The sequence below is a fragment of the Pseudocitrobacter cyperus genome (genome assembly GCF_039889165.1).
In the GTDB taxonomy this organism is placed as follows: domain Bacteria; phylum Pseudomonadota; class Gammaproteobacteria; order Enterobacterales; family Enterobacteriaceae; genus Pseudocitrobacter; species Pseudocitrobacter cyperus.
In genome coordinates, this window is sequence record NZ_JAYMYY010000007.1 from 91825 (window position 1) to 110802 (window position 18978).

Annotated in this window: 9 protein-coding genes; 8 read left to right on the forward strand and 1 reads right to left on the reverse strand. The window is 54.4% G+C overall.

Translation table 11 applies throughout. The features are described from left to right. Positions 1-56: 56 nt before the first annotated feature. Positions 57-9755 carry an autotransporter-associated beta strand repeat-containing protein gene (locus VSR74_RS19430; protein WP_347796226.1) on the reverse strand — a complete coding sequence of 3233 codons (9699 nt, stop codon included), beginning with the start codon at positions 9753-9755 and terminating at the stop codon, positions 57-59. A 419-nt stretch (positions 9756-10174) separates the two neighbouring features. Between VSR74_RS19430 and VSR74_RS19435 the strand changes: the two genes are divergently transcribed. The 8 genes from VSR74_RS19435 to VSR74_RS19470 all read left to right on the forward strand — a co-directional run bounded on the left by VSR74_RS19435 (position 10175) and on the right by VSR74_RS19470 (position 18974). Beyond that, positions 10175-11767, forward strand: coding sequence for an arylsulfatase (locus tag VSR74_RS19435; protein WP_171932357.1), 1593 nt, complete (start codon positions 10175-10177; stop codon positions 11765-11767). A 91-nt stretch (positions 11768-11858) separates the two neighbouring features. Continuing rightward, positions 11859-13154 carry an anaerobic sulfatase maturase gene (locus VSR74_RS19440; RefSeq protein WP_171932356.1) on the forward strand — a complete coding sequence of 432 codons (1296 nt, stop codon included), beginning with the start codon at positions 11859-11861 and terminating at the stop codon, positions 13152-13154. Continuing rightward, on the forward strand, positions 13151-14155 hold the full coding sequence (locus tag VSR74_RS19445) for an AAA family ATPase (protein ID WP_171932355.1): 1005 nt from the start codon (positions 13151-13153) through the stop codon (positions 14153-14155). The genes VSR74_RS19440 and VSR74_RS19445 overlap by 4 nt, the downstream gene beginning before the upstream one ends. Then, the gene (locus tag VSR74_RS19450; RefSeq protein ID WP_171932354.1) at positions 14155-15060 is read left to right on the forward strand and encodes a DUF58 domain-containing protein; all 906 of its coding nucleotides are present in this window, start codon (positions 14155-14157) and stop codon (positions 15058-15060) included. Before VSR74_RS19445 ends, VSR74_RS19450 begins: the two co-directional genes overlap by 1 nt. Beyond that, positions 15061-15501 (forward strand): DUF4381 domain-containing protein, encoded by a 441-nt coding sequence (locus VSR74_RS19455; RefSeq protein ID WP_171932353.1) that lies wholly within the window; start codon positions 15061-15063, stop codon positions 15499-15501. After that, a complete protein-coding gene (locus VSR74_RS19460) occupies positions 15494-16471 on the forward strand; it encodes a VWA domain-containing protein (RefSeq protein WP_171932352.1) in 978 nt (325 codons plus the stop codon). Before VSR74_RS19455 ends, VSR74_RS19460 begins: the two co-directional genes overlap by 8 nt. Next, a complete protein-coding gene (locus tag VSR74_RS19465) occupies positions 16468-17982 on the forward strand; it encodes a vWA domain-containing protein (protein WP_347796227.1) in 1515 nt (504 codons plus the stop codon). Before VSR74_RS19460 ends, VSR74_RS19465 begins: the two co-directional genes overlap by 4 nt. Next, positions 17979-18974 (forward strand): oxygen tolerance domain protein, encoded by a 996-nt coding sequence (locus VSR74_RS19470; RefSeq protein WP_347796228.1) that lies wholly within the window; start codon positions 17979-17981, stop codon positions 18972-18974. Before VSR74_RS19465 ends, VSR74_RS19470 begins: the two co-directional genes overlap by 4 nt. Positions 18975-18978: the final 4 nt, after the last annotated feature.

Genomic DNA, 18978 nt, shown 5'->3' on the forward strand with positions numbered 1-18978 from the left:
GCGAAAGGCGGTCACCGTTTTGAGCATAGACCAGCCTTTCGCTTCTGCAATGCGCGTCAGAACCGTATTTTCATCCCCAGCGAAGCCGAGATATCCGCATCCAGGCTGGTTTTGCCGCTATTATCCCAGGTCTTTCCGACTTCGGTATAGGCCTGAACGTTGTCCGTTACGGTCCAGGTGGCACCCACCGCGGCTTCAGTAGCGGCAAACTGCTGGTTCGCCTTCAGCGTAGTTTTGCCGTCGCTGTTGGCGGTATTACGGTAAGTCACCTCATCCTGCCCGTCGGTTAACTCCTGCCAGTAGTTTACACGTAAGTAAGGTTTCACTTTACCGTAGTTGGTATCGTATTCCGCTGTGATACGTGCCCCAAGACGGCCTATTACCGCGTTGTCGGCCTTCACGCTGACGTGGGTTTTCGCCTCGTCGTTGAGTGTGACATCATCAAAATCGCTCCACTGCCAGATCAACTGAGCCTGAGGTTCAAAAGCCCAGCCCGTATCACCGAAGTACCAGGGTTTCCCCACTTCCACCGAGGCGGTGACAGAGTTTCCGTCCGGATGGTAAGTTTCATGATCGGTCAGGTTTTTCAGATCGACCGAGTGATAGCCATACTGGAGTACGTTGTCCACGTAAAACCCATCGGTGCTCGTCCAGGTGGCATAACCGCCAAGATAGGTTGAAAACGTTGAGTTGTACGCCGCCCCGCCACTCATACCTGTATTACCGTCAATCGAACTGTCTGTATCCAGGAAGGTGGTATACAGGCCAGAACGCCACGTCTCGTTTTGCCAGAGATCCAGCCCCATCTGCATGCCGTTATAGTTAGTGTGGCTGGTACTGTTGGTGGCATCATCCAGGGTCTGGTCAACCGTTTTGGTCAGGTAGCGCGCCCAAAAACGCCCTTCCTGATCGGCTGGGTTATCTGCCCGATAGGGCTGTTCGTCACCCTGACGCAGGTGCAGCGTGCCCAGTACAAAAAGATCCGCCTGGCGAATGATGGATGGCAGGGTGTCGAAACCGGGCACATCCGGACGATAACCGGCTCGCAGGAACCAGTCCTCACCGGCCCCATTCTGGTCGCCCGCAAAGAGCTGGTACTCCCAGGCGCCCGCCGTCAGGTAGTCAGAACCGATCGTGAACGCATCCCTGGTGGTTTGCGCCGTGGTCACGCCGCCGTTAACGGCTTCGACCACCATAATGCCGTCACCTTCAGTTGGTTCGCCGAGCCGGCTGACGTCAATATCCAGCAAGGTCGTTCCACTGGCTGAGCCGCCATTTATCACCAGGCGGTCTGCTACACCGGGGCTGTGCTGCTGAGCGGCGATTTTCAGCGTGCCGTCAAGCCCAACGTAATCGCCTTTGACCGTCAGGGTTGACCCGACATTTTCCCCCCGCAGATTTACGATTCCCTGGTTTACCAGGTCTGCGACCGTCTGGTTGTACCCACCGGTATCCAGGGTGCCATTACTGCTGACAATATGGCTGGAAGCGCTGCTCAACCTGTTTATTCCGCCTGCCAGTAGCGTACCGTTTTCAACAAGCGTATACCCGGACCACTTATTCAGCCCATTCAGCACGGTGGTGCCCTGACCACGCTGAATGAAATCCCCGGTGCCGGTGATGATCCCGTTTAAATCGACACTATCAACACGATCAACGACCAGCGTGGCGAGGTTAACGATGTCGCCCAGCACATTTCCTGTTTCCCCCCCGTTACCCAGTTGCAATGTTCCGTTGCGGATAGTGGTTGTGCCCTCGAAAGTACTGTCCTGCGTCAATGTCAGCGTCCCCTCCCCTTGTTTGCTCAGATTGCCGCTGCCGCTTACCGCACTCAGTAATGAGACATTATTTCCATTGGTATCAACGCCTCCACCTTCACCAGAAAGAACCACATCGCGGGTGGTGTCGAAGGCTGCGCCATAGCGCAATGTTCCCCCCGCCAGGGTAATCACGGAGTCTGCCGCACCAAGGTTAATGTCGCGCGATACCTGTAAAACACCACCGCTGATGGTCGTCCCTCCCTGATAGCCGTTATTCCCATTGAGGATCAGCGTACCGAGATCCGTTTTATTCAGACCGCCGCTTCCAGCAATTTGCGAATTGATCGTGGCAGTATAGGCTGCGCCGCGCGCCGTACCATCCCCAACGCGGACAAGCGTATCGGCAGTATCGGTGGTGATGACCCCCTCGTTAATTACATAACCATTCGTTGCAAACTGCGCGCCGCTGATGGTCACATCCCCGAGGCTGTTATCGACGGTGACGGTGCCCGCTTCACCGCCAAATACCGCGAAGGCTGCATCACTGAATGGCGTATTGAATACCCCGTCAGGATCGGTCTGGTCCGTAGTCCAGTTATCGTTGCCGTTACTGTTCTGCCAGACGCCGTTTCCGCCATCGATCACGCTATTATTCTTGAGTGAACCGCCGTCGCCTCCAAACCCATCCCAGAAGCGCATGGTATAGCCGGTGCGATTGACAAGATTCACCTGCCCGTCAATGGAGGTCTGTACATAGAGATCGTCTGCGGCCTGGGGCGCAGTGCCTATTTCAAGGATGTTATTGGTGAGTGAACCGCTGTAATCAATCACGCGATACACGCCCACATCAAAACTGCCGCCCGGGGTTTGGGTGATGTTGAGCTGACCATCAAGGATCAGAGCGCCATTGACGGTAAGCAGATCATTCAGCGCACCGCCGGGCGTACCGGATTGTCCAAACTGGAAATCGAGTTGGGCGTTTTGCATAAGGTTCAGGCCAGCCATTGTGAGCTCGCCCACGCTGCCGACAGTAGCGCCTGGGGTCAAGTGACCGTCATCTGCCACATCAACAAGTCCACCGAGCGTTCCCGCCCCACCCAGAGTTGCATTGGCGGTAACGGATACTGCTCCGGTCGCCGCACGCTGATCGCCATTCACTAACAGAACGCCCTGCGATACCGAGGTCGCCCCGGTATAGCTATTGGCGCCCGTTAAGGTCAGCGTGCCGTTACCGGTTTTGGTCAGACCGCCACCGCTGCTGCTGATAATACCGCTGATGGTATCATCCAGACTCAGGCTGCCTTCGGTTAACGTGGCGCTGGCAAGCGTGACGTTGCCTGCCCCAGAAAGCGAGCCGATGGAGGTGTTGCCTGCGGAGTCCGAAAGCGTTACCGTCCCTCCTGTCTGGTTAATGACTCGCCCGGATGCAGCCTGCGCATTGTCTGCAAAGGCAACCGTGCCGCTGTTCGTGGTTACGCTCGCCCCTGCATCGGCGTTATCCGCAAGCAACATTCTGCTATTAGCATTAACGCTAATAATGGCATTTCCGCCGGTACTGGTATCATTCAATTCCAGCGTACCGTTGCCCAGCGCGATAGTGCTGTTATCCGCACTGGCATTGTCATTAAAAGCCAGGGTGGCATTGGTCACGGCAAAATTATGCGCTTCTGCCGAGCTTTCATTACTGAGATTCAGTTTTGCCGCATCGGTCAGGGTAATATCACTGTCAGACCTCCCCAGCGCACCGGTCACGTTTGCGTTTACCGTTAATGAACCGGTGCCGTTTTTACCTTCCAGCGTCGTATCACCCTGATAGCTATTGGCGACATCCAGATTCAGTACGCCCTCATCCGTACCCAGCGACGAATCTATTACTTTCAGCGGACCATCACCGCCGATCCCGCCCTGTGACGTAAACGCGTTGCCGTACACGTCAAACGTGCCTCCGGCCGTGCCGTCGAGAATAAACAAGCGCTTAGTGGTGTAATCTGCCCCCGTCTGGAACGTGGCACCGTTTTTCAGCATCACAAACGTATCTGCATCGCCCAGGCTGCTGTCTCTGGAAACCTGCAATGTCCCGTTTAGTACGGATGTCCCGCCTGAATACTGATTATTCCCGTTAAGGATCAGACGTCCCGGGTCAGTTTTAACCAGGCGAATCGCCCCATCGGCATTGCTGTCCTGAACAAGATCGACATTTACTGTGGTCGTGATATCTTCGCCGGCGGCTCCGTCGCCCACACGGATCAGGAAATAACTGTCCGCGTGTGTCCCACCCACCGTATCGTAGCTGTTATCAATCGCCGATGAATCCGGGGGATTGGTCGCCACGATGTGCAGTTGAGAGTCCGAATTAGCGGGATCGGCCATCAACTCATAACCATCAGTGGTAAACTGCATACCAGACGTGCGGACGTCACCAAAAGCATTACTGACCAGCACATCGTTCGATGCGCCCTGGAAGACTGCAAACGCAGACTGGGACCAGGGAGCGTTGCCCACCCCATCGCTTTGGGTCCAGTTATTGCTGGCTCCCGAAATCAGTGCCGTCCAGTAACCAAATCCACCGTCAACGACCCCATTTCCTGATGAACCATCACCATGGTTACTGCCGTTCAGATCGCCGTCCCAGAACTGTAGCTGGTTAGTGGGGTCCACAAAGTCAAGGACCAGGTTGACCTGACTGGCAATGTTGGTCTGGATGTTGTAAAGCTCGGCATCGTTTGGAGGCAGAGAGCCAATGGTCATGACATTGTTAATCAGGCTTCCGCCGTAGTTAAACAGGCGATAAACTCCCGGCAGGAAGCTCCCTCCGTTGGTTAGCGCGACATTCAACACGCCATCCAGTGTTAAATCCCCCGCGACAGAGACGAGATCATTCAACGCTCCGCCAGGGGTATAGGCTTCGCCAAGCTGGAACTGGCTGTCAGTATTACTTGCCAGCGTTAAATCACCGTTGATGGAGAGAATGCCCGTACCGTTGCCGCGATTGTCGTCGCCAGGGCGCAGCACGCTATCGGTGTTGAACACCACATCGCCGCCCAGCGTGCCGTATCCTCCCAAAGTTGCCCCACTCTGAACCGTCGTCTGGCCCGTTCCGGTTTGCACACCATTGATGATCAACGTGCCTTGCTCTACGTTGGTGTTCCCGGCGTAGCTATTATCGCCGCTCAGGCGTGTCAATCCGCTCCCTGACTGACGGAATGCTCCTGTCCCCGAAATCACGCTATTCAGATTGACCTCATCGGAACGGTTAACCGTCAGCAAACCGTTATCGGTGATATCCGTGGTTCCGGATAAACTGCCCGTGGTGCCGCCGTTGCCCAGCGCCACTTCCGACCCTGTGCCAATCAGCGTACTCCCGGTAAAGGTATTCTCCCCGAGCAGGATCGTACTTCCTCCACCAGTACGCTCGATACTGCCAGTGCCAGAAATAATACCGCCATAGGTTTGAATGCCTGCACCATCGAACGAGACCAGGCTGGTTGCACCCACGGTGGCAATATCATACTGACGAATACTCGCCATGCCGCTGGTGACACCATTATCACCTGTACGCAACGTCGCGCCATTGTTGACGTTGATATCTGCGGCACCAGAGAGAGCAAGATCCTGCATAATGCGTATATCTGTAGGATCGCCATCCAGGGTTAGTGTGCTCCACCCTGTTCCAATATTGGTCGCTGTCAGCAGGTCATCTGTGGCAAGCGAGCCAATCGTTGCCGATCCCGAGCTGCTGTGCGTCCCGTTGAATGTCAGTGTGCTGTTGGTACCGCCTTCACTCAGAACATGTCCTACTGCCGACAAGTTAACATCCCCAAAGGTTGCGGTATCATTTCCATCTACTCCGGTGAAAGTCACTCCTCCGGCAAAGTCACCTGCCGTAAAGCGAAATCGATCGTTACCGCCGCCAAGGGTAATTTCCCCCTGCGTCGTGCCGGCTGAAATTTGCATGACATCGTTGCCACTACCGGTAAGAACGACCTGTGCCGTATCGCTTGCGGCACGCAGACTGCCGGTATTGGTTACAGTGTTATTTGCCGTACCCGATGCGTCGATAACCGTGGCATCCTGGCTGCTGCTGATGATTATCCCGGAATTATTGATAGAACGGCTTGTCGTTGAGCCATTCAACGCAATCAGCGACTGCGCGTTCGTGGTGCTGGATGAAGTAATGGTTCCGTTGTTACTGAACGCGGCAACATTTTGCGCGAGGATCGTACTGCCCGTATCGCTGCTGGTCGTAATCACCCCGGCATTCGTCAGACTGGTCGCATTGGTCGCTTCTATTGCCGCACCCGCGGTTGTACCCATCGTAATGGCAGAACCGGAGTTTACAGTGCCGGTCGTTCGCGCCAGTATCCCCGTACTGTCTGCCCCATTACCATTGATGGTGTAACCGGTTCCGATGGTAAGGTTGCCGGAGGTTTGCGAGCCATCAGCCTGCATAAAGGCAAAGCCACTTCCACTACCTGAAACGTTGAGCGTGTTGCCGCTGCCCTCAGCGGTAAAGGTTACGGCAGTACGTATCGCCGGGCCATCGCCTGAATTAATGGTCACGTTGTTGAGGTTAATGTCGCTTGAACTGGCGTTATTATTAATGCCAGCGCCAGTTCCCGTTACATCAATCGTGGTATTGCTGGCATCGAACGAGGAAGCCCCCGTACTGTCAATGCGCACACCGTCTGCGCCGTTACTGGCGGTTATTTGATTCCCTGAACCGTTAACCGTAAGCGTTGCGCCGTCCCCTGCAAGTTGAACAGCGGCCAGCCCCCCGTTGGCGGAAACGGTGCCCAACTGGCTCACCGTGGCTCCTGCGCCCTGCACCCGCAGACCAATATTTCCGCTACCCGCTGCCCCAGAAACGGTAATAATGCCATCGTTATTCAGCAGCCCGGCATTCTGGATATCAACGCCAATATTGTCGGTTCCGGCGACACTCACCGGCGCCGTAACCGTGGCCTGCCCATTGTTATGCAGTACAATTCCGGTACTGCTGTTGCCAAGAAGGTTAATTGCCGCTCCGGCATTCAGCGTCAGGTTACCCAGATAGCCGACGTTATATCCGACAATCCCTGACTGTCCTGCATTCGACGCGATCACTGCGTCTGAAACCACGCGTGTTTCACGCGGTTCAGGATCGATGGTGGCATCGATATTATAATTGCGCCCATCCACCATCACTGCGGTGGTGTTGTCTCCCGCCAGGGTGATAGCGCCATCGGTGATAGCCCCTTCGGCCCCTCCGGTCACCTTAACGCCGATCGCATTATTGCCTGAGACAGTAACAGAGGCTGCACCTGTTGTGAGCTGCGTGGCAACATCATCTGAAATATCTGTATTGTTGAGATCGTCAACTCCGTTGGCGAAAACACCCGTTGCTCCCTGGCCTGATACGATCAGATCGTAGCTGCTGCCCGTACCGGTATCGCCGGTGAAGGTCGCTCCGTGATCAACCGCAAACAAAATTGACTGTGCTTGCGCGTTATCTGTAATGGTGGCGTTAGTAATGTTGATGCTGGCACCCTGCCCCCAGGCGTAATACCCAATCTGTTGTGTATTTTCAAAAGAGAGCGAGGCCTGGGATCCGATATCAATGGTTGCGTTACCCCGCGCATGCACACCAATGGCCCCGGCGGAGAGCAGCCTGATATCGGAATCGAGCGATACGGAAGCTGCACGCCCGTTGAGTCCTTCGGCATAGACAGCGTAATTACGATAGGTATAGGGTTGGTTATCTGTACCGCCGGTATCGCCCGCGCTCCCCACGGTAATGGTGCTGGCGTCGGTTGAGGTCAATGACGCATTGGCCGTTTGAGCCAGCACGTTAAGAGCAATATTGTTATCACCATCGACAAAAATATCGCCGCTATTGGTCACCGCCCCGCCGTTATCTTTCACATACATGCCGTAATTGGCCGCTGCATAAACATCACCGCTGGAGGCAGAGGTCAATACACCCAGGACGTTAATCTGACCGTTGTTGGTCGCGTTTTCTGTCCCCCCGTTAATCATCATGCCAGCCGCATTGCGGGTGTTATCGAGCAGAGTTATCACACCAGACGTGCTGTTAACCATGTCCCCTTTACCGGTGCTGTACATAGCCGCGCTAAGATCGCCGCTGCCGACAAGGTTAACAGGATCAGGCTCAGCCATTGATGAAGTAACGGGCGATCCGCCAATAAAAATACGGCCATCGTTGGTGACCGTGCCGGTCGAGTCGCTGTAGATAGCATATGCCCCCGCACGACCATCCGGATTAGTGGCATTACCTGTTACGGTGATGGTTCCTGTTGCGGCATTCAGGATGGAGCCGTTATCCCCGACAAGCATCCCCCAGGCGTTATGGGTGGCGTTGTTGGTAACTGCAACGTTAATCAGTCCGTTGTTGGTTAGGGAGGCGTTGGTCAACCCGACCATTCCTGCGCCGCCATAGTTACTGACATTTTGATTACTGCCATCTTTTTCGAGGAAGAGTCCGGCATTCAACACGCCATTGTTTATTGCGGTAGCGTATTCCGCCTGCATACCCACGGTCAGAGGGCTACTGGCACTGCTTCGCCAGGCATTGATAGCACCATTATTCGTGATCACACCGCCATCAAAGGCATCCATCACCGCCGAGGCACCATCCACTGCCAGACTGCTGGTTTCGGTCACCGTGCCAGTGGCCCCTGTGCCGTTAGCATAAATAACCCTGAGATCCCCCGTGCCCAACGTAGCGTTATTGCTGTGTGCCGTGCTATCTTCCCATACGTTATAGGTCAGATTAATGGATGTGCTCTGCGCCTGATTCAGCAACCCGGAAATGATGTTGTTATAAACGGCCTGCGCTTCCACTGCGGAATCGATGGTTTCGCCCTGAACCTGCGCGCCTGCGGTTAGCCAGTACTGGACCTGTGGCTTATCCTCATAGGCCCCCTGTCCGGTTAGATAATCATTCACATCAGCAATATCAGCAGAGGATGTTATATCAAACGTACGTTCCCCGACTTGCACCACTCTACCGCCCGGTAATGCCGTATAGTTTGGTAATGTCAGGGTGTAATTGTATTGCGTGCTTTGCGCCCCGACGCTCTGGGTCTGTCCACTGATGACAGCCGCAGGGCGGAAACGGATATAGTTGTCAGAAAGCCAGTTGATGACACTGGCAGCGCCTGATGCGTCAGCCCTTGCCAGCGTAGAATTTTTGGTTAGTAGATCGAGAGTGTTTTCTGGCGCCGCAATTGGCGTGGCGGCAGTGGTATCTGCCCCGACGTTAATATTCGCCGAGCCGCCAAGGGAATCCACTTCGGCAATGCCAAACTGATTCATAATCCGCACCGAATCCGGATCGTAAACCGGCAACTCCATGTTTCCAACAGGAACATCATCCCCGGAAACGAAAGTAGCTGAATCATAAATACTGATTACCTGGTAGCTGCCATCCAGGCCCGGAATCTCAACGTTCAACTCCTGATTCTGCTGCGGATTTGCCGGATTTGGTGAGTAGGTATATTCGGAAATATTATCAGCGGTTAATGGTGTAACTATGCCCTGCGAATCCGTTGCGCTAATGGTTAATATGCGGCTTCCCTCCGGAGCGGCCGCGCCGGGTAACGCGTTGGTTAGGGTGACCGCCCGGCTCGTGACGCCACTTCCTGACGTCACATCAGGAAACTGCGGCAAAGGTCCAAGTATATTAAGCGTGGTGCCCGCTGCGTAATGATTAGGTAAGTTTTGACCATCAATGCTAAACGCAACACCCGTTTCAATAACAGTGTCATAGTTGTATGTGGGATCGGTTGAAAAGAGGTAATCAGGATAAGTGCTCGACCAGTTAACATCATCAGCTGAAGCGTAAAAGGGATGGAGAGTAAGGCTTAAAAATAACAGTTTCAGCGCTCGCTGACGCCTGACCCGGCCCCCCCCTGAAACATGAGATTTTGCGTGTTCGCCAACGGCAACAAAGCTGCCAGCCACATGACTCCATACCAGACGGTAAACTCTGTTCATAGGTTATCCTGCTAGCTTTAACTGTTTGAAATAACAAGATGTTTAATGAAACAATATGATGCAACTAGAGATGTTTTAATTAAAAATAGTTCATCCTGCACAGGTAGCTAATAAAACGGCGTAAAAACCTCACAACGAAAGCATGCAGTATTACTGCTGTGAAGCCAGCGTTTCGCTTCTCAGTTTTATGACGTGCTATTTCAAAAATTTATTATTGGATTTTTTTGTTTTTGTTCGGAATCCATTTCGTAATTACTCTTCACTTTTGTATAGAGCCGAAAGATATTCTACATTCGTCACGAATTCGAATGTTCATATGCCAGGAACAGTGCTGAAGAGCCTAATTTCATTCAGAAAATCCGGTAAACTTTTTTCCTGGCTATACTCATTTTGCCATACTAACGATCGGAGCTTTCCCCATGCAAAAGAGTGTGCCTTTCAAAAGGACAATGCTTGCCAGCCTGTTTACCCTTGCAGCTGGCGCTGCATCCAGTGTTTACGCCGCACCGGCGACCACAACCGCGCCTGAAAATGCCCCTAAGCAAGACACGTCAAAACCCAACATCGTCGTCATCTTTGGTGATGATATCGGCTACTGGAACCTGAGTACGTATAATCAGGGAACCATGGGATACAAGACCCCAAATATCGATAGCATTGCCGCTGAAGGTGCGAAATTCACCTCCTATTACGCTGAGCAAAGTTCTACCGCAGGCCGTTCAGCCTTTATCACCGGCCAGATGCCATTTCGCACGGGTATGAGTAAAGTGGGTATGCCTGGTGCGCCACAGGGCCTGCAAAAAGAAGATATTACGATAGCCACTGCACTTAAACAGCTGGGTTATGCGACCGGTCAGTTTGGTAAAAACCACCTGGGCGACCGCGATGAATTCCTCCCTACCGCCCACGGTTTCGATGAGTTCCTGGGTAACCTGTATCACCTGAACGCTGAAGAAGAGCCTGAAAATCCGGACTATCCGAAAGATCCGGCCTTCCGTAAAGAGTTTGGACCACGCGGCGTGATTAAGAGTACCGCTGATGGCAAGATCGAAGATACCGGTCCACTGACCGTGAAGCGCATGGGCACCGTGGATGAAGAGACGCTGGCGGCCAACAACGACTTTATGGAACGTCAGGTCAAAGCCGGTAAGCCTTTCTTTACCTGGTTCAATACCACGCGCATGCATAACAAAACCCATCTGAAAGACGGCAGCATTGGTGCGACGGGTTTGGGGACGTATGCCGACGGCATGGTTGAACATGATAAGATGATTGGTGAAGTGCTTCAGAAAATTAAAGATCTCGGCATTGAAGACAACACTATCCTCATTTACACCACTGATAACGGTCCGATGACGGCAACCTGGCCAGATGCGGGTGAGACGCCGTTCCGTGGCGAGAAGAATACCGGCTGGGAAGGTGGTTTCCGCGTACCGGCCATGATCCGCTGGCCTGGCCATATCAAGCCAGGCACCATTGTCGATAGCATGTTTGCCAGCTATGACTGGTTCCCGACGCTTGTTGCCGCTGCGGGCGATCCGAATATCAAACAGGAGCTGCTGAAAGGATATAAAACCTCCGCCATGACCTACAAAGTTCATCTGGACGGGTACAACCAGCTCGACTTCCTGCAAGGTAAAGGCGAAAACCAGCGAAAAGAGTTCTTCTACTGGAGTGATGACGGCGACCTGCTGGCCATGCGTTACGGCCGCTGGAAAGCGCATTTTATGATTCAGGAGCACACTGGTCTGGATCTTTGGAAATATCCGTTTACCAAACTGCGCACGCCGCTGATCTTCGACCTGGAGATCGATCCGCTTGAGAAAGGCAGCGATGGTATGGGCTACAACTCTTGGTTCTATGACCGTCTCTTCCTGTTAGGCGGCGCGCAGAAGTACGCGAAAGAGATGCTGGCGACGTTTAAAGAGTTCCCGCCGCGCCAGAAACCGGGCTCGTTCACCATTTCCGATGCGTCAGCCATGCTGGAGCAAGGCTCGGGTATTAACAAGTAATACCCTGTGTCAGGCGGATTGCGTGCGCAATCCGCCCGTTTTTTATAATACCCGTGCGCAATTGTTGGATATGACTTCTCAGGGGCATGCTATGAAGTACAGCACCACATTACCCGTTAAAGCGTTACCCTCCGCCGAGAAATATGACGGCAATGGCCCAGCATACAAGCGCCGCTTCCATGTCATGGCCAAGCCGACCGGCTCAACCTGTAACCTCGATTGCTCCTACTGTTTTTATCTGCACAAAGAAGAGTTGCTGCATCAGGACCGCCACAGCGGCATGAGCGATGAGGTGCTGGAAAATTTTATTCGCCAGTATATAGACGGTCAGGACGGCGACCAGGTGGTCTTCTCCTGGCAAGGTGGTGAACCCACATTAATGGGGCTCGAATTTTTCGAGAAAGTCGTCAAATTTCAAAAACAGTATCAAAAACCCGGTCAGCGAGTCGAAAACGATTTACAAACAAATGGCGTTTTGCTGAACGACAAATGGGCAGCATTCCTCAAAGAACATAAATTCCTGGTGGGTCTGTCAATTGATGGCCCACGGGAACTGCACGACCGTTACCGCGTAACCCGAAGCGGCAAACCAACATTTGATAAAGTGATGACCGGTGTGGACGCGCTGAAACGCCACGACGTACCCTTCAATGCCCTCGTCACGGTTAACCGGACTAACGCCCGCTTCCCGCTTGAGGTCTATCGCTTTGTCACTCGCGAACTTGGCACGACTTATGTTCAGTTTAACCCGTGCGTAGAACCGGTCGATTTTAAGCAGACCGCACCGCAGTTCTGGCGCGATGATGTCATTCCGGTCACGGGAAGCCGCCGTGCGCATCCGGGCGATCTCGACTCTATCGTTACAGAGTGGTCGGTTGATCCGGACGACTGGGGTAAATTTTTAATTGCTGTCTTTGAAGAGTGGGTTAATAACGATTTGGGCCGCGTACAGGTCAATCTCTTCGAAACGGCGGTTGCCCAGACAATGGGGCTGCCGGCACAGATTTGTACCCACTCTGAGTTCTGCGGTAAAGGGCTGGCGATAGAAAAGAACGGGGATATCTACTCCTGCGATCACTACGTTTACCCGGAATACCAGATTGGCAATATTGAAAATACCCAGCTGGCACATCTGGCCTTTTCCGAGCGTCAAAAAGCGTTTGGATTGGGCAAACGCGACACCCTGCCGAAGTATTGCAAGGCCTGCCCTTACCTGAAGATGTGCTGGGGCGAGTGCCCAAAAAACCGCATTGTTCGTGCTCCGGACGGCGAAGCGGGCCTCAACTATCTCTGCCCCGGCATTAAAGCCTTCTTCAATTACGCCGAGCCTATTCTGGTGGGGATCGCCACCTTGGTTAAACGTGACTTTGCAGGATTGAAACGATGACAGAACGTGAAAAATTGCTTCAGCTCGAGCAACGGATGAACGAACAGGTTATTGGTCAGCAGGAGCTGGTGCGCATGCTGATCATTGCCCTGCTCTGTGATGGCCACGTACTGCTTGAAGGCCTGCCAGGCCTCGCGAAAACGCGTGCGGTACGCGAGCTGGCGCATCACGTTGAGGGCGATTACCGTCGCATTCAGTTTACCCCGGATCTGCTGCCTTCTGATATCACCGGCAGTGAAATCTATCAGCAAAATGCGACGCGTGAAGAAGACCAGTTCCGTTTTCGTCCCGGTCCGGTGTTTGGCAATATTATCCTCGCGGATGAAATCAACCGAGCTTCAGCGCGCGTTCAGTCTGCGCTTCTGGAAGCAATGGAAGAGCGTCACGTCACGGTTGCAGGAAAAACCTGGCCATTGCCGGGTGTGTTTATGGTTCTTGCCACGCAAAACCCAGTGGATCAGGAAGGCACCTGGCCCCTGCCTGAAGCGCAGCTTGACCGCTTCCTGATGAAGGTGCTGGTAGACTATCCGACGAAAGAGAACGAACTCAAAGTGATGCAGCTGGTGCGCAGCGAACAGCAGCAAAAATATCGCCAGCTGGCCGACCCACAAAAGGCGCAGGTGCCCACTCTGGAAACCTTAATGCTGAGCCAGCAGGACATTGCCGCCTGCTGGCAGGCCATTTCTGCTATATACGTCGCGCCAGCGGTTGAAAATTACATTGTTAACATCGTGGATTTGAGCCGTCATCCGCAGAAAATCAGCGATACGCTGGCCGGTTATCTCTCCTTCGGTATCAGCCCGCGCGGAACGCTGGCGCTGGAACGCTGTGGCCGCGCTCAGGCCTGGCTTGAAGGACGTGATGCAGTATTGCCGGAAGACATAAAAAGGGTTGCCCCCGCGGTGCTACGCCATCGTTTGATGCTCAGCTATCAGGCAAATGCTGATAACTGCACCCCGGATGATGCTGTACAAATGTTGTTAGACGCAGTGGTGGCGTGATGAGCAGCGCGGTACGGATTGAACGCGATGCGTTAATGAAACTCGCAACGGATGCACGAGCCATAGCCAATCCTCCCGGTCAAATTCCTCCCGGCGCGCTGGCGGGAGAGCGTGTCTCGCGTCAGCAAGGTCGGGGGATGAATTTTGACAGCCTGCGTCGGTATCAACCCGGGGACGATGTCCGGCTGATCGACTGGCAGGCCACAGCACGCATGCGTACGCCCTGGATAAGGCTTTATAACGAAGAGAAAGAGCGCCCAGTCTTTTTACTGGTCGATCAGCGACGCGATATGTTCTTTTCAACCCGGGTGCAGACCAAGTCCGTTGCCGCCGCCAAAGTCGCCGCCATTCTGGCCTGGCGAAGCTATCACGATGGAGACCGGCTCGGGGGGCTGGTTTTCGGTGATAACGCATTTTCACTGCGTAAATGCCGAAACCCGGGAAGCACGTTACCGGCGTTGCTGGACGACATCGTGCGTTTCAATCATCAGGTCGCCGATGATTACCCCCGGGAAACACCCAATCCTCTCTCACTTGGCGCCATGCTGCGTCACGCTATCCCGTTAATTCCCGCGGGAAGCTGGGTGGCATTGATCGGTGATTTTCACGATCTGGACCACGAATGCAACGCCCTGCTGACGGCGCTACGTCGACGCGGTGAAGTCAGCGCGTTCGTTATGCTGGACGACCTGCATTTACGTTTACCTTCCCGCGGGCGCCTTGCTGCACGCTATGAAGGGCATGAGGCCGACTTTTCGCTTTCGCCTCACTTGCAGGACGGCATCAAACAGAACATCACCAAACGGCTCTCCGGCCAGGAAACACATCTTACGCAGCTTGGCGTAAGGGTTAATCAGATTGTTGTTGCAGGCGATCTGCTCAGGCAGCTGCAAAAAGGAGTCTGAATGTTAGAGAAGGGATTTTCCATACCTGAGCTGGCCGAGCCGCTCCTGCCAGCGCCCCCCTCATGGTTTCCACTCCCGCCCGGCTGGTTTATTCTGGGCGGCGTGCTCCTTGTTGCCCTGCTTATTTTCGCGGTTATTCGCCTGGCCCGCTGGCGGCGAAACCTCTGGCGTCGCCAGGCCCTTGCAGCAATAACGCAGTCTCACTCCGTTGATAGCTGGATTGTACTGATCAAACGGATTTTACTGGTTCACCATTCCCGGCAAGCTGTTAGCGCGTCACTTGACCCTGCTCTCCTTTTGTCAGAAGTGCCTCTCGATCGGGATATACGCGAGCAACTCTGTCTGCGCTATTGCCAGCCAGAAAACGACCTGAATGAGGGAGAGACCCTGCGGCTCCGTCAACAGCTTCGCACGTGGATCGAGGGACTCCCTTATGTCTGAATACCTCACCCGGTTCGACTTCGCTTGGCCATGGGCCTGGCTGGCGCTTTTCGTGCCCCTTATCGGTCGGTTTTTATTTACCCACGAGCGCACCGTAAAAGAGTACGTTCGCGTCCCCTTCTTGCCGGGGTTGATCGAGGCGTTACAGCTTAATCAGCAACCTGAGCGCAGCAGCAAGGGCGCGACGTGCATGTTCTGGCTGGTGTGGGCCCTGTTGGTCTGCGCGCTTGCCCGTCCGGAACTGCTGACTCCACCCCAGCATATTGATAAGCCAATGCGTAATATCATGCTGATCCTGGATGTATCCGGATCGATGGAAAAAAACGACGTTGCCGGTGGCCTGACCCGACTACAGGCGGTGCAGAACTCGGTTAAAAAATTCGTTGCGGCGCGTAAATCAGATCGCATTGGACTGGTGATATTTGCCAATAGTGCCTGGCCATTTGCCCCCGTAAGCGAGGACAAACTGGCGCTGGAAATGCGCATCGACCAGCTTGCGCCCGGCATGGCAGGCCAGCAAACCGCCATTGGCGATGCGCTGGGCGTAACGGTAAAGTTGCTTGATTCAACCGGCGATAAGGATGCCAGTAAACTGGCGATTCTGCTGACGGACGGTAATGACACCGCATCACAACTAACCCCACGCCTCGCCGCACAGCTGGCGACCAGCCACCATGTGCAGCTCCATACGATTGCCTTCGGTGATGTAAAAAGCAGCGGCGATGACAAGGTTGATTTACCTCTGCTTCAGGACATTGCCCGTATGACAGGAGGACGTTCCTGGACGGCGGATAACAGCGGCGCCTCTCTTGACGCGGTCTGGAAGGAGATTGACGCCATCACACCGGTACAGGTCAAAAGCATCGGCTGGTCCTGGCGGGTGCCGCTCTTTGCATGGCCTCTCGCCGCTGCGCTGCTTCTGCTACTGGCTTTTCAGATCTATCGTATCGTCAGGGAGAACAAGGCATGAGCGACATCCACTTTATTCATCCCTGGAGGCTACTGTTACTGGTTCTGTGCATTGCGCTCTGGTGGCTCCCGGCAGCAGGCCGCAGCGCCTGGTCACAGATAATGGATAAGCCGCTGGCGAAAGCGTTAATCATCGGGCGTCAGCGTAAAGTCGGGCAGGCACTGCCGTGGATAGCCATGTTGGGCGTTATTGCGCTTGCAGGCCCGTCATGGCAGCGACAGCTGCCTGCCGCACTGACGCCGCAAAGCAACGTAATGGTCATTTTGCAGCAGGACGGCGCCATGCTCGCGGGCGATCTTGCTCCCAGCCGACATGAACGGATGCAGACAAAAATAATGACATTAATGGAACGTATGCCCGGCACGCGATTTGGCCTTGTGGTGTATCAGGCCGGGGCCTGGCTGACCACGCCGCTGACTGTCGATCCCTCTTTTTATTCCCTGTTTCTGCATGCACAGAATCCGGGGTTAATGCCGGAGGGGGAAGGTTCTGGTTTACAGAAGGCGGTATCGCTGGCGATGAAGAATATGCCTGACGCGCCGCGCAGCATGATTCTGGTCGCAGACAACCTCAGCGCGGAAGATGCCGCCTGGCTGGGCCAGCAAAATCTTCCGCTTCAGGTCTGGGTGCCCGGCACCGCCAGAGGGGGCATACTGCCTGAAAAGCTAGCGGTGACCGGCATCGACACCCGCCTGAACGTATCGCGCTTTGAACAGGTCCGCAGCGATGGCATTCCCGTTACCCTGGTTACGACTGAAGATGACGACCTGCCCGTTATTATGAGTCATATAGAACAGGGCGTAACGGCGCAAAATAACGCCCGTAACGATCTGCACTGGCGAAACGACGGCTGGATGCTGGTAATTCCACTGTTAGGTATGCTGTTCTTCTGGCGGCGACAGCTGTTCTGCTGGGTACTTATCGCCCCGCTGCTGCTCTGGCAACCTGCCGGACATGCCGCCTGGCTGGATGCATGGATAAGTCCGGACATTCAGGGGCAACACGCCTTTTCGCGCGGTGATTTTAATTCAGCGGCACAGCATTACACTGACCCGCTTCGTCAGGGTATCGCATGGTACCGGGCCGGGAATTTTCCGGCGGCTACCGCCGCATTTCGTCAGGCGCAGCAAACCCCTGAGGTGCTGGTATGGACGGGCAATAGCTACGCTCAGCAAAAACAGTGGCAACAGGCGTTAAACAGCTACGACCGGGCATTAAGCCTGCGCCCCGACTGGCAGCTCGCCCAGGGAAATCGGGCAAAAATAGCCGCGATTATCATGCAGCTTCGGCAAAAAGAGCGAGATCGCCAGTCTGCTCAGGGTGAAGAGCAGGATTACAAACCGGATGAGATCAAACACGACCTGAAGCCGGGCCAGGGGGTGAATCAAAAAGACATTCAGCCCGTCGCTGGCGCTAACCCGCAGGTTAATCAGTGGTACGAAAACCTGACCGTTTCGCCTTCCGGCCTGCTGGAAAATCTTTATCGCACGCAACCGGGAGAAGCGGAATGAGATTCCTGTGGCTATTCCTGTTGCTGGCGTTACCCTGCCATGCTGCCATGACGATTACCCGTGAACTTATAGCGCCCGAGCAGGTGGTGCCGGGTCAACCCGTGCGCGTCGCCGTCACATTCTGGACGGATGGCTGGTTTAATCCGCCGCCGTCCTGGCCCGATTTTCCTGTGGAAAACGGCGACCTCCTCACTACCGCCATACCTAATCAGCTTATGACCCGGCGTGAAGGCGCCACCACATGGAGCGGCATTCGCATGGAGCGGCAACTTGCCGCGTGGGATCAGGGCGTACTTCGATTACCCGCCCACGAAATCACCTTTTCTGCAGCCGGAAAAGCACCGGTCACCGTCCAACTTCCGCCTCTGGAAAAGCGCGTGGCCTGGCCGAAGGACGTACAGCAACCCGACCGTTTCCTTCCGGCTTCCCGATTGACGCTCAGTCAGCAGGTGAATATCCATACCACGACTAATGTTAAAGTTCTTCGCGCCGGGGATGTCATTGAACGTGTAGTGACTATACGCGCAGGCGATATTTCACCTGTACAAATTCCTCAGTTGCTGTATGCCATACCCGGTTCACATACCCAGCGTTTGACGGCTCAGAATAGCTTTATCACTTCCGGACGAGGCGAAGTTGATGGTGCCCAACGTATTGAAACTTTACGTTACCTGCCGGTCTCGGCAGGCGAGATAGTGCTTCCACCGATAAAATTGCGGTGGTGGGATACAACGCATCTTCAGTGGCACTTAGCCGAGTTACCCGGGAGTCGCTATACCGTCAGCGCGGCAACCCGTGCCGGTGCTGAATCAGTGCTGAAGGGGAAAACGAACACCCCTGCCGGCATCATTGCGCTTTTTATCGTGCTGGCCATCGCGGGTTGTGCGACGCTCTGGTTTTTACGTCACACGTTTCGCCGCAGCTTTTATTTTGTCTGTAACCAGTACCGTCGATTCTGGAAACCCACAGCACTTCCGGGACAGGTCCCTTAAAACA